The 14,885-nt window shown below is 70.8% G+C and carries 10 protein-coding genes; 6 read left to right on the top strand and 4 right to left on the bottom strand.

Annotation, left to right across the window (positions count from 1 at the left end):
• Positions 1-31: 31 nt before the first annotated feature.
• Genes U870_RS23310 through U870_RS0118550 form a run of 3 tightly spaced genes read right to left on the bottom strand, consistent with a single transcriptional unit; the run spans position 32 to position 3,357 of the window.
• Positions 32-1,645: a PQQ-binding-like beta-propeller repeat protein gene (locus tag U870_RS23310; RefSeq protein WP_025158876.1), complete on the bottom strand. Its 1,614-nt coding sequence runs from the start codon at positions 1,643-1,645 to the stop codon at positions 32-34.
• Positions 1,642-2,241, bottom strand: a complete 600-nt coding sequence (locus U870_RS0118555; protein ID WP_025158875.1) for an RNA polymerase sigma factor — start codon at positions 2,239-2,241, stop codon at positions 1,642-1,644. The genes U870_RS23310 and U870_RS0118555 overlap by 4 nt, the downstream gene beginning before the upstream one ends.
• A 60-nt stretch (positions 2,242-2,301) precedes the next feature.
• A complete protein-coding gene (locus U870_RS0118550) occupies positions 2,302-3,357 on the bottom strand; it encodes a LacI family DNA-binding transcriptional regulator (protein ID WP_025158874.1) in 1,056 nt (351 codons plus the stop codon).
• 107 nt (positions 3,358-3,464) lie between these two features.
• Here U870_RS0118550 and U870_RS0118545 point away from each other — a divergent pair, with 107 nt between their 5' ends.
• On the top strand, positions 3,465-4,637 hold the full coding sequence (locus tag U870_RS0118545) for a serine hydrolase domain-containing protein (RefSeq protein ID WP_025158873.1): 1,173 nt from the start codon (positions 3,465-3,467) through the stop codon (positions 4,635-4,637).
• 84 nt (positions 4,638-4,721) lie between these two features.
• Here U870_RS0118545 and U870_RS0118540 read toward each other — a convergent pair whose 3' ends face one another.
• Positions 4,722-7,949, bottom strand: a complete 3,228-nt coding sequence (locus tag U870_RS0118540) for a GH92 family glycosyl hydrolase (protein ID WP_025158872.1) — start codon at positions 7,947-7,949, stop codon at positions 4,722-4,724.
• 152 nt (positions 7,950-8,101) lie between these two features.
• On the opposite strand from U870_RS0118540, the gene U870_RS0118535 reads away from it, so the two are divergent.
• The 5 genes from U870_RS0118535 to U870_RS0118515 all read left to right on the top strand — a co-directional run bounded on the left by U870_RS0118535 (position 8,102) and on the right by U870_RS0118515 (position 14,883).
• Positions 8,102-9,463, top strand: coding sequence for an extracellular solute-binding protein (locus tag U870_RS0118535; RefSeq protein WP_025158871.1), 1,362 nt, complete (start codon positions 8,102-8,104; stop codon positions 9,461-9,463).
• A gap of 95 nt (positions 9,464-9,558) precedes the next feature.
• Positions 9,559-10,536 (top strand): carbohydrate ABC transporter permease, encoded by a 978-nt coding sequence (locus tag U870_RS0118530; RefSeq protein ID WP_081815345.1) that lies wholly within the window; start codon positions 9,559-9,561, stop codon positions 10,534-10,536.
• Positions 10,536-11,465 carry a carbohydrate ABC transporter permease gene (locus tag U870_RS0118525; RefSeq protein WP_025158869.1) on the top strand — a complete coding sequence of 310 codons (930 nt, stop codon included), beginning with the start codon at positions 10,536-10,538 and terminating at the stop codon, positions 11,463-11,465. The genes U870_RS0118530 and U870_RS0118525 overlap by 1 nt, the downstream gene beginning before the upstream one ends.
• An 83-nt stretch (positions 11,466-11,548) precedes the next feature.
• Positions 11,549-13,576 carry a right-handed parallel beta-helix repeat-containing protein gene (locus U870_RS0118520; RefSeq protein ID WP_162819188.1) on the top strand — a complete coding sequence of 676 codons (2,028 nt, stop codon included), beginning with the start codon at positions 11,549-11,551 and terminating at the stop codon, positions 13,574-13,576.
• A complete protein-coding gene (locus U870_RS0118515) occupies positions 13,573-14,883 on the top strand; it encodes a GDSL-type esterase/lipase family protein (RefSeq protein ID WP_052357822.1) in 1,311 nt (436 codons plus the stop codon). Before U870_RS0118520 ends, U870_RS0118515 begins: the two co-directional genes overlap by 4 nt.
• The last annotated feature ends 2 nt before the right edge of the window (positions 14,884-14,885 follow it).

The following is a 14,885-nucleotide window of genomic DNA, read 5'->3' as shown; positions in this document are numbered from 1 at the left end:
TCCCGAGCGACCGCAGTCGCTTCTTGATCCCTCAGCCGACGGACTCGACGCGGTTGCCGGCCGCCCCTACGAGGTAGCCGCCGGCGAACATCCAGCGCTCGCGGTCCTGAGGCTTCGACCAGAGGACGTCACCCGTGGCGGCGTCGTACGCGGTCCCGGAGCCGGAACCGTACGGGTTGATGTAGATGTTGTGCTCGCCGACGAGGGCGAAGCCGTCGCCGGGAATCGAGGCGTGCGCGAGCAGGCGCCCACTCGTCGCGTCGAACGTGCACGCTCGATCCTGCGGGAAGCGGATCGTGATCCCGTCCCTGACCACCCCCGTGTATGCGGTCGGGACACCCAGGAAGTCGACCGGATCGCATCCCGCGAGCGGCGCGGTCCACACGCTGTCGCCGGTGGTCTGGTCGACCAGGGTGACGGAGGATCGGTCGATGACGGCGAGCCTGTCCGTCCCCACCCCGAGCGTGAAGGAACCACCCGCTCGCGATCCCGGCGACGTCACCGCGACGAGATACGAGCGTGCCACGGTCGTCCGCGACCAGACTGTTCGGCCGACGTCGTCCACCGCGATGATGCTCCGGGTGCCGTCAGCCGCCGGTGCGCGCCAGAGGGTCATCGCCCCGAGGGTGGAGTCGAACTCCCACCCTTCGGGGAGGTGGGTGAGGTCACCCGTCTCGAGATCGATCAGCGCCGACGGATACGTTGTCCCACCCGGTGCCCAGGAGGTGACGATGGCCGAACTGCTGTCACGTGCGCCGCCTCCGACGGAGACATTCTCGGTCTCCACCGTGGTCGTCCAGCGCGGATGCGCCGGATCCCGGGGATCGATACGGGAGATCGTCCCGGTGCGATCAGTCCGCGTGTCGACGGGATTCGTCGCCACGAGGAGGTCGCCGGAGTCGCCGGGCACGGGGACGCCGTAGATCAGCGCCGGCTCGATGGTGGCGACGGTGCTGCCGTCGGTCAGATCGATGACGTCGTGAACTCCGTTGATGTCGTCGGACGAGACGAGCATCGCGCGACCGGAGGTGCCGAGGAAGTGGAGCTGAGTGATCTGCGTGTCGTGGGACGGGTCGGAGACGTAGTCCCAGGTCCGTTGCCAGACGATCCGGCCATCGGTCGTATCGACCAGGGTGAGACCGATCCGCTCCTCCGGGCTGCTCTCGACGCACGGGCCGCCTTCGTACTCCTTCGGGCGCATGCCGGAGAGGAAGACGGCGAGACCGTCGTTCAGGTCGTACGACTGCGGGGACATGCGGCAGCCGTCGTCGATGCCGGGAAGATCCAGCGACCACCGTGCGGTCGCGGGGATCGAATCCACGTCGTGCGGCCGGATCACACCGGACGTCACCTGGACCCGCGGCGTCGTCGGAGTCGGTGTGGGCGTGGGAGTCGGCGTCGGCGTGACGCTCGGGGTGGGCGTCGTCGGCACGGGAGCCGGCGCCGGCCCACCGAAGTGCAGGGCTCCGGTGAGGGCGAGCGCGGCGGTTCCTCCGGCGAGGAGCACGGCGGCGCCGATGAGTCCGCCGAGGATGGCGAAACGGGTGCGCGAGGCGCGGGCGGGCGCGGTTGCGACGGTCTCGTGGAGGATGTCGCGGAGGGCGGCGCTGCGCGCCGGGTCGAAGACGGGGCCTGCGGTGGTCATTCTGCACCTCCTTCGAGGACGGGCTGGGCCGGTTCGGCCAGGGATTCGAGGGCGAGGTCGCCGAGACGGCGCTTCGCGCGGGAGAGGCGGGACTTCACGGTTCCGACGGGGACACCGAGCGTCAGCGCGGCTTCGGCGAGCGGGAGCTCCTCCAGCACGCAGAGCGTGATCACGTTCTGATCGGCGGTGGACAGGTTTCCGAACGCGTCCCGGATGCGGCGGTCGCGCTCCTGGTTGTCGAGTCCGTCGGCGACGTCGTCGGCGTGGTCCGGCTGGTGCGCGGGTTCGGGCATCCGGGCGAGCGCCTCGCGGTGGCGGCGCTTGCTCCGATCGAGGTTGTGGACGGTGTTGTTCGCCGTGACCAGCAGCCAGGCGATGATCGAGCCGTCCACCACCCGCACGGCGTCGCGGCGTCGCCAGGCCTCCAGGAAGACCATGGCGGTGACATCCTCGGCGTCGTGCGGCTGCCGCACGAGGCGCAGTGCGTGGCCGAAGACGCGGTCGCGATGCGCGTCGAAGAGTGACGTGAACGCGTCCGGATCCCCGTTCCGCGCCCGAGACCAGGCGTCGGCCTCGTCCGTTCCAGCGTTGTTCATATCTCCTAGTGTCCGATCGGCCGAAAAGGTTCCATCCGGTCGGTCGGCCCCTGCGACAGGCTAGGCCAGCAGCTGCTCCAGGACGAGCGAGCGCGGTGTCGGCAGGCCGCCGACCGTCGAGCGGCCGGTGACGAGCGTGCACTCGACGGCGGGGACGATGGCGGACGCGTCCTGGTCGTCCTCCAGCTGGGCCACGAGCCATTCGACGGCGCGCGACCCGACGGCGGCGAGCTGCGGGTCGATGGACGTCAGGAAGAGTTCGCGCTCGCCCGCCTGGCCGGCGGTGTTGTCGAAGCCGACGATCGCGAGGTCGTCGGGGACGCTCCTCCCGGCCGCTTGCAACTCGGCCGCCAGACCCACGGCGATGGCGTCGTTGCCCGCGAAGATGCCGTCGAACTCCGCGCCCGCGTCGATCAGCCGGCGTGCGGCGTAGAAGCCGGACTCGCGCGAGAAGGTGCCGTAGATCGGCTCGTGGGCCGCCTCGAGGCCGTGCGCTTCGAGTGCGGAGGCGAAGCCGTGGGCGCGTCCGGCGACGGTGGCGAGCTCGGCCTCCGCGGTGACGTGGACGAGCCGGCGCCGGCCGAGGCCGATGAGGTGCTCGGCGGCGAGGCGGCCGGCCTGCTCGTCGTCGGGGAGGAAGACCGCGTCGGCGGGGTCGCTCGACTTGCCGAAGGCGTACGCGACCGGCCCGGCGAACTCCTGGGTGATCGACTGGCTGACGCCGTCGGCGCCGTCGCCGATGACGACGATGCCGTCGACCTGGCGGGCCTGCAGCTCGCGGAAGTGCGCGTGCCGCAGGTCGACGCTGTGCGCCGCGTCGTAGAGCACGCTGGCGAGGTTGAACCGGCTGAGCGTGCGGTTGGTGCCGACCAGGACCGGCATACAGAAGGCGCCCGAGGCGTTCTCGGCCAGGATGCCGATCGTGCGGCTGCGACCGGAGGCGGTGGCCCTGGCCAGCGCGTTGGGCCGGTAGTCGAGGCGCTCGGCGGCGTCGTGCACCCGCTGACGGGTGGCGTCGGCGATCCGGCCGGAGTTATTCATGACCTGGGAGGCGGTCGCCAGCGAGACGCCGGCGGCCCGGGCGATGTCGACGAGTCTGACCGGTTTGGACTCCACGGATCGGCCCCCTTTCCTGCACTGGATCTCAGCGCATCCTATCCAGGCGCGGGTTGCGCCACCACTCGATGATAAAGCGCTTTGGCGATTTCTTGTAGAGTGACCGCATGGTCGATGGATTCGTAGCGCCCGGGTGGCGCGAAGTGCGGGACGCGTTCGCCGAGTCGTTCGGCGGTGAGCCGGACGAGGGCGGGAGCCTGAGCATCCGCCGGCACGGCGAGGTCGTCGTCGACCTCTGGGGCGGCACCGACCCGCTGTCGGGGCGGCCATGGCAGCGGGATTCCGTGACGATCGGCTTCTCGATCACCAAGGGCGCCGTGACGATCCTCCTGCTGCAGCTCGTCGACCGGGGGCTCGTCGACCTCGACGCACCGGTCGCGACCTACTGGCCGGAGTTCGCCGCCGCGGGCAAGGAGTCTCTGACGGTGCGGGACGTGCTGACGCACCGCGTCGGACTCCCCGCGATCGACCTCGACCCGATCACGCGGGCGACCGACTGGGAGGCCGTGACCTCCGCGCTGGCCGCCCAGCCGAGCCAGTACGCGCCGCGCGAGTTCGTGGTCTATCACGCGCTGAGCTTCGGGTTCCTGGTGGGGGAGATCGTCCGTCGCGTCTCCGGAATTCCGGTGGGGGAATACTTCGACCGCCAGGTCGCCGGCCCGCTCGGCGTCGACTTCTGGATGGGGCAGCCGGAGTCCGCGGACCCCCGCTTCCTGCCCGGTCTGACCCGTCTCGTGGAGGCGCCGCCGCGACCTCCCGCGCCGGTGAGCGACGTCTGCGAGGCGGCGTGGCGTTCCGCGGCGCAGCTCACCCCGATCTTCGCGCGGGTCGACGACCGTCTGGGGACCGAGCCGTTCAACCAGACCGGGTTCCGGCGGGCGACGATCCCCGCCGGCAACGGGGTCACCAACGGGCGCGGGCTCGCGGCGATGTACGCCGCGACCATCGGCGAGGTGGAGGGCGTGCGCCTGCTGTCGGAGGGCATCGTGCGGGAGGCGTCGCTCAACCAGGCCGCCGACGCGTTCCTGCCCGACTGCGTCGGCGGCAAGCCGCAGCGGGCGGTCTGGGGCCTCGGCTTCGAGATCAGCAACCCGCTCAACCCGATGATCGGGCCCGGTTCGTTCGGACACTCCGGCATGGGAGGGCGCCTCGGCTTCGCGCATCCCGAGACCGGCATCGCCTTCGGGTTCGCCAGCCAGCGGATGCTCTACCCGGAGGGCGAGCTCGACCCGCGCTGGGTCCCGATCCTCGCCGCCGTCACCGCCGTCGCCGGCCTCTGACCGCCGAGGATTTGGACCGAATGTCGTGAAAGGCGGCGCCTTTCGCGACATTCGGTCCAAATCGGCAGGGCTCAGTGGGGAGACTCAGCGGGGCGAGGCGGTGGGGGTGAGGAGTTCGAGCTGGGTGGCGGGGAGTGCGGTGAGCGCGGTGAGGCGCCACCAGGGGGCCGGAGGGGCGGACGTGCCCGGCGCCGACGCGGCCGTCGGGGAGAAGACGCGCAGCTGGTGGGCCCAGCGGTACTCCTCGTCGCGCTCGTCGGCGATGGCCCACTCCCGTCCGTCGGTCGACTTCTCGAGACGCCAGGCGTAGCGGCCGGGCTCGGAGAGGGTGAGCGTCACGAGTTCGGGAGCGACCGGAGCGCGCAGCTCCCACGTCACGGCGTCCCCGGCCGCGAGCGCCACCACGGTCGCACCGAGATCGTCGGTGAGCGCCCGCGCCCCGGCGACGGTCGAGGACGCGACGCGGGCGTCGAGCAGCGCATCGTCCAGAAGCGGCAGATCGAGGTCGCTCAGGGACGACGGCCGCGCCTGCGGCGAGGCGCCCCACGAGGACGGCTCCGGACCCATCGTGAACACGAGCCGTGCATCCCGGGCCACGACGGCGTGCGGGATCGCCAGGCGTTCCCACGGCTCGCCGTCGACGGTGAGGGACTGCACGTAGACGTTCTCGGGGGAGTGGTTCTCTGCCACGATGTCGAGCGTCCCGGCCCCCGGGATGTCGATCGTCATGCGCGGGAAGAGGGGCGAGCCGATGACGTACTCCCCGGAGCCCGGCGAGAGCGGGTACAACCCCATCGCCGAGAACAGCCACCAGGCCGACAGCTCGCCGTTGTCCTCGTCGCCGGGGTAGCCCTGGCCGATCTCGGACCCGGTGAAGAGGCGGGCGAGCGACTCCCGCACCACGGCCTGCAACCGGTGCGGCGCCCCTGCGAACGCGTACATCCAGGGGACGTGGTGAGCCGGCTGGTTCGACAGCCCGAACATGCCCATACGGATGTCCCGGGCCTCCGTCATCTCGTGGATGACGGACGGGTAGGTCCCGCGCAGCTCCTCCCGGGCGGTCTCGGGGGTCGAGAAGTAGCGGTCGAGCAGGCGGGCCAGACCGTGCGGGCCGCCGTGCAGGTGTGCGAGGCCGGCGCCGTCGTGCGGCGCGCTCACGGCCATGCCCCACGCGTTCGTCTCGGTGTATCCGCCGCCCCAGGCGGCCGGGTCGAAGGGCTCCTCCCACGCTCCGTCTGGCGTGCGGGAGCGGAGGAACCCCGTCGCCGGGTCGAACATCCTGCGGTAGGCGAGCGCCCGGGAGTGGAAGTAGCGGGCCTCGGCCTCCACGCGCGCGCGCTGCGCTCCACCCGCCGGCGCGGTCCGGGCGAGCGCTGTCGCCTGAACGTGCAGCCCGAAGTCGTTGATCGCCCCCTCGATCGTCCAGGACAGGCCTTCCTCGAGGTCGTTCGCGACGTAGCCGCGGTAGAGCGCCGACCGCAGGCCTTTCCGGCCGGTCGCGCGATCGGCCGAGTGCGCTGTGGCGTTACGCAGTGCGGCGTCGTAGGCGGTCGCCGCGTCGAATCCGGCGGCGTGCGTGGCGACGGCGGCGGCCGAGACGATGTCGAAGCTGGTGCCGACCATCGCATCGAGATAACCGGGGGCACTCCAGCGCGCCGTCCACCCTCCGTCGCGATAGTGCTGGAGGAAGCCGTCGAGCAGGTCGCCCACGCGGTCCGGCGCGAGCAGGAGATAGGCCGGCCACGAGGTGCGGTAGGTGTCCCAGAACCCGTTGTTCGCGTACATCCGGCCGGGGAGGACCGCGGACCGGCTGCGCAGCGGGCCGTCCTCCTCGGTGACGTCGACGAACGGGCTCGCGTAGCGCTCGTCGGCTCCTGCACCCTCGGTGAGGGATGTCGGGTAGAGGAACAACCGGTACAGGTTGGAGGTGAGCGTGATGAGCTGCTCGTCCGTCGCCCCCTCGACACGCACGCGCGAGAGGAGGGCGTTCCAGGCGCGCTTCGCGCTCGTCGCCACGTCGTCGAGACTGCGCGACGGCGGGAGCTCGGACTCCCGCGCGGCGCGGGCCTCCTCCGCGCCGATCCAGGAGGTGCCGACGCGCACCACGACCGTGCCCTCGGCGTCCGGTCGCACCCGCAGCTCGGCGCGATCGGGCACGCCGTCAGCGCCCCGGAGCACGGCGGCCGCCTCGACGCGCGCGTCCACGACGGCGTCGAAGTACATCCGGGGCACGCGGTCGGTGTGCGTGCTGCGGCCGTCGACGAAGCCGCGGACCGTCTGCGGCGCGGCCGGGTCGAGCACGTATGCTCCGCCGTCGAGTCGTTCGAGCAGCAGGCGCGCCTCGCTCCGCCCGGACCCGAGGCGGAACCGGAAGATCGCGGCGTGCTCGGTCGCGGCGACCTCGGCCTCGGTGCCGTCGGCCAGGCGCACGCCGTAGCGGTGCGGATGTGCCCGCTCGTCGTCGTGGTCGAAAGCGGCGCCGTGCGGGTCGGGCCCGTCCGCCCCGGCGGAGGCGGAGAGCAGCAGGACGCCGCGGTCGCCGACCCAGAGGCTCGGCGTGTGCGAGATGGCGAGTCCGCGCAACCGGGGCAGCCTCCCCTGCTCGGAATGCTGGTTCCACGCGTAGTTCCAGTGCACATTCGCGGTGTCGGTCATCGGGGTCACCAGGGTGAAGCCGTGCGGGAGGCCGGCGAAGGGCATCGTGTTGCCGCGGGAGGCGAGGGGGGAGGAGTGCGTTCCCCGGCTGGTGAGGACCAGATCGGCGGGGGTCGCGTCCGCGGCCGGGCGCACCGCCGGCCGGATCGCGATGCCGTCGAGCCAGGCGTTCAGCTCCGCCGATGCCGATGCCGAGGCCGATGCCCTGGGCGCGGGGGTGTCGACCACGACCTCGACGGCGACCACGCGGCGACCCGCGTGCGGGGCGAGCCGGACGCGGCGGACGTTCCACTGGTCGGGAGTGAGCGCGGCGCGGTCGAGTGACGGGCGCGCGGCGGCCGGGAGGCCGTACTGGTCGACAGGCGCGGCATCCAGCAGCCGGGTGCCGTCGTCGAACAGCAGATCGACGGCGATCGCGCCGGCCCGGAAGGCGTCCGTGATCCCCGCCGCGGGGTCGAAAGCGGGGAAGACCGCGTAGCGCAGCTCGTCGTCGTCGCCGAGCAGGCTGTCCTCCGCACGCAGCAGGATGCGTTCGGCGACGGCGCCGTCTGCGGGCCAGGACGCGCGCAGCGGGGCATCCGTGAACAGCCCGGCGCGGGAGGCCGCCGCGGGCGCGTGATCGGGGCCGGGCGTCGGCGAGAGGGTCACACGGGTCATCGGCGGCTGCTCCTTCGGGGCTTTTCGATCCGCCACTTGACTTGGCGGGTCGAAATCGTCATGCTTCATCTTGTCGATGATAAAGCGCTTTGGCAACACGCTCTCCGAAACACAGCCCCCGAACACCCGAACACCTATGAAAGGTTTCAATGATGAGACTGACCCGGATCGCCGCGACCGTCGCCGGCATCGCCGCCGTCGCGCTCACCGCGTCCCTCGCAGGCTGCTCCGCCAGCCCGAGCGCTGAGGACAGCGCGGTCGAGCTCGTGATCGGCAATCAGCCCGCAGCATCGCAGACCGCCGAGCTCGCCCTCTTCACGGAGCAGGTCGCCGCGTTCAAGAAGCTGCACCCGAAGTGGAAGATCACCACGAGCGAGACCGGCTGGGACTCGCAGACCTTCCAGGCCAAGCTCGCAGGCGGCGACCTCCCGACGGTGATCGGCGTTCCGTTCACCGAGATGGCCGGCCTGATCAAGCGCGGCCAGGTCGCCGACATCACCTCGTCGCTCGACAAGGCCGGGGTCAAAGACGAACTCAACGCGACGATGGTCGACCTCGCCGGTGCGAACGGCAAGACCTACGGCATCCCGACCTCGGCCTACGCGCTCGGTCTGGCCTACAACCGCGACCTCTTCACACAGGCCGGGCTCGACCCCGAGAACCCGCCGGCGACGTGGGACGAGGTGCGCGCCGCGGCCAAGACCATCGCCGAGAAGACGGGCCAGACCGGATTCTCTCAGCTGACCAAGGACAACATGGGCGGCTGGATCCTCACGGCCGAGACGTACACGCGGGGCGGGGAGATGGAGAACGCCGCGGGCACGAAGGCCACCTTCGACTCCGCACCCACGAAGGACGCCCTCGCCTACCTCAAGGACCTCCGCTGGACCGACGATTCGATGGGGGCGAACGCCCTCGTCGGCATTTCGGACATCGCGCAGGACTTCGCTGCGGGCCACGTCGGCATGTTCGTGATCCAGTCCGACGCGTTCGGGACGCTCACGCAGCAGCTGAAGATGGCGCCGGAGGCGTTCGGCTTCTCCACTCTCCCCACCGAGAAGTCCGGCGACGACCCGATCACCCTCTCCGGCGGCAACATCGAGATCGTGAACCCCAAGGCCACGGATGCCCAGAAGGAGGCCGCGGTCGACTGGATCAAGTACGTCTACCTCGACAAGTACACCGATAAGGCGAGCGCGGTGAAGGCCGCAGAGGCCGCCGCCGCGCAGGGCGCCCCGGTCGCGATCCCCGGCCTCTCCGCCGTCAGCGACGCGAAGTACACGCAGTACCTGGACTGGGTGTCCGGCGTGAACAACGTGCCGGTGGAGAACTTCACGCCGTACCTCGACCGCGCCGCGAAGCAGACGGTCAAGGCGGAGCCCGTGGCGAACGCGCAGGACGTGTACGCCGCCCTCGACCCGGTCGTCCAGGCCGTCCTCACCGACAAGAACGCCGACATCGACGCGCTCCTGAAGAGCGCCGCGACCACGGTCCAGAGCAAGCTGGGCCGCTGAGAGACGGGCTCCGGCGGCGACGCGACCGGGCTCGCCGCCGGAGCCTCCCCCATCCCATCCCGCCGCATCGCAGCGGCTCGAGAGACGAAGACGACATGGCACGAACGATCGAAGAGCGGCCTCCTCGGCAACGGCCGGCCGCCACCCCCTTCTCTGCGGGGCCCGCGCCGTCGCGCGTGCCCAGACCGGGCCGGTTCCGGCGCTGGCGCACCCGTGGCGGCCTGAGCACCCTGCTCCTCGCGCTGCCGGTCATCCTGATCTTCTTCTACTTCTCCTGGCTCCCGATCGTGCGCGGCGTCGTGATGAGCTTCCAGCGCAACAACTACGTCGCCGCCCCCGATTGGGTCGGGATCGACAACTTCACCTACGTGCTGCACGATCCGCTGCTCGGCACCGCGATCCTCAACACCCTGTACTTCGCCCTGCTGGCCATCCTGTTCGGATTCCCGCTGCCGCTGCTGATGGCCGTGATCTTCTCGACGGTGACCATGCGCCGTCGCTGGCTGTACTCGCTGCTGGCCTACCTGCCCGTCATCGTGCCGCCGGTCGTGGCGATCCTGCTCTGGAAGGTCTTCTACGATCCGTCGTCCGCAGGCATGTTCAACAGCCTGCTCGGGATGGTCGGCATCCCGCCGCAGCCCTGGCTCAACGCGGTCTCGTCGGCGATGCCGTCGATCGTCCTGGAGGCCACCTGGGCGGGCGCGGGAACGTCGATCCTCATCTACCTCGCGGCGATCGCCTCGGTGCGGCCCGAACTCTACGAGGCGGCCGAGCTCGACGGCGCCGGGATCGGCTCGCGCATCTGGCACATCACCATCCCGTCGATCCGCGGGATCGTCATGATCATGCTGCTGCTGCAGATCATCGGGGCGGCGCAGATCTTCACCGAGCCGTTCCTCTTCACCGGCGGCGGACCGCAGAACGCGACCACCACGATCCTGCTGCTGCTCTACAAGTACGCGTTCCTCGACGGCGACTACGGCGCCGCGACCGCCCTCAGTGTGATGCTCGCCGTCGTGCTCGGCCTGCTCTCCGTGGGCTATTTCCGACTGACCAGAAGGTGGGCGGACTGATGGCCGTCATCGAAACCGCACCCGGTGCCCGCCGTCGGCGCCGGGAGGCCGTGGCCGACGGATCCTTCGTCTCCCGCCACGACATGGGCCGGGCGCGCACCCGCGTCACGGTCCGGATCGTGCAGGTGATCGTCTTCGCGGGCGTGCTGATCGCCGGCGCCGGCCCTCTGCTCTGGCTGCTCTTCGCCTCGCTCAACAGCACGCAGGACGTCCTCCGCGACCCGCTCGGCGTGTGGCTGCACGCGGACCAGTGGGGCAACTACCTCGAGGCGTGGACCCAGGTGGACGTCAGCCGCTACCTCGGCAACACCGTCATCGTCGCCGTCGGGGCGTGGATCGCCAACCTCGCCGTCTCCGTCCTGGGCGGCTACGTCATCGCCGTGCTGCGGCCGAAGTGGGGCACCCTCCTGAGCGGAGCCATCCTCGCCACGCTGTTCCTGCCGAGCGTCGTCTCGCTCGTCCCGCTCTACCTCACGGTGATCGACCTGCCGCCGTTCGGCATCAGCCTCCAGAACACCTATTGGGCGGTGTGGCTGCCGGCCGCCGCGAACGCGTTCGGCGTGCTCATCGTCAGCAGCTTCTTCCGGGCGCTGCCCCGTGACCTGATGGAGGCGGCGCAGCTCGACGGCGCGGGGACGCTGCGGGTGCTCTGGTACGTCGTGCTGCCGCTGTCGAAGCCCATCCTCGGCGTGGTCTCGTTGCTGGCGATCGTCGCCGCCTGGAAGGACTACCTCTGGCCGTCCCTCGTGCTGACGGACACCTCCCTCCAGCCGATCTCGGTGGCGCTGCCCATCGTGCAGAAGACCTCCGAGCTCTCCGTCTTCCTCGCCGCGCTCTTCCTCGCCACGATCGTGCCGGTCGTGCTCTTCCTGATCTTCCAGCGCCAGTTCCTCGCCAGCGTGAGCCTCTCGTCCGGGATGAAGGACTGACGCCGCCACGCCCCACCAGCCCGGTCGCACCACGGTGCACGGCGACGATGCCGTGCGCTGACGCAGACAAGAAGGGAATCACCATGTTCCGAATGAGAGCCCTCGCGATCGCCGCGGCGGTCGGGATCGGCGCGGCGGCCGCCGTCGTCGCCGTCCCGGCGCCGGCGCTGGCCGCGGGGACCACGTACTACGTGGACGCGGCCGCCGGATCCGACACCGCCGCCGGCACCATGCAGGCGACCGCCTGGAAGTCGCTCGCGAAGGTGGACGCCACGACGTTCGCCGCGGGCGACAGCATCCTGTTCAAGCGCGGGCAGAGCTGGGCAGGGCAGCTGCACCCCCTCGGCTCCGGCACCGCCACGAGCCCGATCACGATCGACGCGTACGGCACCGGATCCGCCCCGAAGATCGACGGCGGCTCGCTGGCCGGCGGGGGAGCGGTCCTGCTGAAGAACCAGCACGACTGGACCATCCGCTCGCTGGAGGTCGTCAACGACTCGGGGACGAACAACTTCGGCACTCTCGCCGCGCCGGGACTCACCCGCAGCGGCATCCTCGTCGACAATGCGGGCGGCGGGGTGCTGAACGGCATCACCATCCAGAACACGAACGTGCACGACGTCAACGGCTGCTTCAACTGCTCCGACGTCGACGCTCACCTCAACGGCGGCATCGTCGTGTTCGCCGAGGGGGCGTCGGACAGCTTCAGCAACGTGCACATCGTCGGCAACACCGTCCACGACCTCGGTCGCACCGGAATCGTCTTCTGGGACGCCAGCTACTACACGACCACCCCGTACGCTCTGACGCAGTCCGCGCTCAGCACCGGCGTCGTGGTCGAGCAGAACGCCGTGCAGAACGTCGACAGCGACGGCATCCTGACCTTCGGCACCGACGGAGCGCTCCTGCAGAACAACGTCGTGGGCAACCCCGGTCAGAAGACGATCGTCGGTTCGACGGAGGCCGCGTCCGCCGGGCTCTGGCCGACCCGGTCGATGAACACGACCGTGCAGTACAACGAGGTCTACGGCACGCTGACCCACGACACCGACGGCCAGGGCTTCGACTCCGACCTGCTGAACGTCAACACCGTGTTCCAGTACAACTACAGCCACGACAACCAGGGCGGTTTCCTGCTCATGATGGGCGGCTACTCGTCGACCCTCGTCGTGCGCTACAACCTCAGTGTCAACGACGGCTGGGGCGGGGTGAAGGGCGTCTTCACCTTCTCCTACGGCGTGCCGACCAACACGGACATCTACAACAACACCGTCTACATCCCGTCCGGCGCCACGGCGAAGCCGATCTTCTGCGACGGCTGCGACGGGACGACGACCGGCGCCTGGAGCTTCCGCGACAACATCGTGGAGAACCACGGGAGCGGGGACTACCTGTACCCGAACGTCGCGGGCGCGGTCATCGACAGCAATGTGTTCTACGGCAGCCACCCTGCGGGCGAGCCGGCGGACGCGCACAAGCTGACGACCGATCCGAAGCTCGTCTCGCCGCCGGCGGCTGCGCCGACCGGTCTCGCCTCCGTCACGGGATACCAGCTGCAGTCGACCTCGCCTGCGATCGGCAGCGGAGCGGTGATCGCCGCGAACGGCGGTCACGACTACTTCGGTCGCACCGTCTCGGCGACGGCCACGCCGAGCCGCGGCTTCCACGAAGCGCAGAGCATCACCGAGACACCGTCGCTCGTCGACGACGCGAGCGGCTGGCTCGTCAGCGCGTCGCACACGTCGAACATGATCCTCGACACGACGACGCCGCTGAGCAACATGAACGGGGACGCATCGCGGTTCTCCCGTTCGAACGGCTCGGCGGGATCGGTGACCTGGCTCTTCGAGGGCATGAAGACGTTCTCGGCCACCGCGTACGAGTTCAGCGCCGACCTGACGAAGCTCGCGTTCGCGACGTCGCCGGACGGCACCACCTGGACCACGGTGGCGACGACGCACACCACTCCCGCCGCGACCACCAATGGGTGGGCGTCGACGACGGTGACTCCCACGGCGACCCTGCCTTCGGGCACCCGCTATCTGAAGATGACCGTCAGCGCGACCACCTCGTGGGCGATCGAGCTCGGCTCGATCACGATCACGAAGTGACCGGCGGCGCCGTGGCCGCCCGACGCGCGGCGGCCACGGCGCCCTTCCGACGTGACCGCCCCGAACTGCCCGCCCACCGAGAGGACGACGTGACCACCATCGCGACGACGGCGACCGCCGACGCCGATCTGCCCGCCGGGCTCGACACGCTCGCCGCGAGCGTCCGCGGCGCCGTCGAGCTCGAGACCCGCGAGGGCGGCTTCGCCCCGCGTCGCCTGCCGGGCTGGACGCGGGCGCATCAGGCGGGACCGGCCATCCACCTCATGGCCGACCAGACCCTCGGGGTGCGGCTGGTGCTCGTCACCGCTGCGACCCGGCTGGAGGTGCAGGTCGCCGTCGCGCGGATCGCCGCGCCCGCCGGCTACGAGCAGCGCCCCGCCTCGTTCGAGCTCGACCACGACGGCGTGACGGATCGCATCGATCTGACCGAGGGGACGCTGATCCACGGCGACCCGTCCGGCGAGGTCCGCCGCGACGAAGGAGGGGTCTCGACCCTGCGCTGGACGCTGGGCGGCGACGGCCGCACCGAGCGGCCCGTCACGCTGTGGCTCCCGCACACGGCGGAGGTCGTCGTGCGTGCCGCCCACGCCGATGCCCCGCTCCGTGCGGCGCCCGCCTCCACCGCGCCGCTCTGGCTGCACCACGGCAGCTCGATCAGCCACGGCGGCGAGGCCGACGGGCCGCGCGGGCCCTGGGCGCAGCGTGCGGCGACCGAGCTCGGGCTCGACCTGACCGACCTCGGCTTCTCCGGCAACGCGCTGCTGGACCCGTTCGTGGCGCGCACCATCGCCACCCAGCCGGCCGACGTCATCACCCTCAAGCTCGGTATCAACATCGTCAACGTGGACGGGATGCGCCGCCGCACGCTGCTCCCCGCGCTGCACAACTACCTCGACGTCATCCGCGACGCGCATCCCGAGACACCCCTGCTGGTGATCACGCCCATCACCTCGCCGTCGCACGAGGACCTGCCCGGCCCCACCCGCGAGGTCGCGCCGGGCAAGGTCGCCGGCACACCCCGCGCCTGGACCCCGGAGGACGGCACGCTCACCCTCGCCCGCATCCGCGACCTGATCGCCGCCGGCGTCTCGTCACGGCAGCCGCAGGACCCGCACCTGCACCTGCTCGACGGGAGGCTGCTGCTCGGCCCGCAGGATGTCGCGCGCCTGCCCGACGACCTCCACCCCGACGACAGCGGCCACCGGCTGATGGCCGAGCGGTTCGCCCGCCTCGCCCAGGACGTCGCATCGCCCGTCGGCACCGCCTTCGCAGGCCTCACGACCCCCGCAACCGACACCCCGAACTGAGG

Origin of the sequence: Leifsonia aquatica H1aii (genome assembly GCF_000633535.1) — a bacterium.
Taxonomy (GTDB): Bacteria; Actinomycetota; Actinomycetes; order Actinomycetales; family Microbacteriaceae; genus Leifsonia; species Leifsonia aquatica_A.
Note: the sequence above shows the minus strand (reverse complement) of the source record. Positions and strands in the feature narration are given on the sequence as shown.

Excerpts from the sequence above, each read along its gene's own strand:
- U870_RS0118520 (WP_162819188.1), top strand. The coding sequence starts at position 11,549 with ATGTTCCGAATGAGAGCCCTCGCGATCGCCGCGGCGGTCGGGATCGGC.
- U870_RS0118525 (WP_025158869.1), top strand. The coding sequence starts at position 10,536 with ATGGCCGTCATCGAAACCGCACCCGGTGCCCGCCGTCGGCGCCGGGAG.
- U870_RS0118555 (WP_025158875.1), bottom strand. The coding sequence starts at position 2,241 with ATGAACAACGCTGGAACGGACGAGGCCGACGCCTGGTCTCGGGCGCGG.
- U870_RS0118540 (WP_025158872.1), bottom strand. The coding sequence starts at position 7,949 with ATGACCCGTGTGACCCTCTCGCCGACGCCCGGCCCCGATCACGCGCCC.
- U870_RS0118545 (WP_025158873.1), top strand. The coding sequence starts at position 3,465 with ATGGTCGATGGATTCGTAGCGCCCGGGTGGCGCGAAGTGCGGGACGCG.
- U870_RS0118530 (WP_081815345.1), top strand. The coding sequence starts at position 9,559 with ATGGCACGAACGATCGAAGAGCGGCCTCCTCGGCAACGGCCGGCCGCC.
- U870_RS0118535 (WP_025158871.1), top strand. The coding sequence starts at position 8,102 with ATGAGACTGACCCGGATCGCCGCGACCGTCGCCGGCATCGCCGCCGTC.
- U870_RS23310 (WP_025158876.1), bottom strand. The coding sequence starts at position 1,645 with ATGACCACCGCAGGCCCCGTCTTCGACCCGGCGCGCAGCGCCGCCCTC.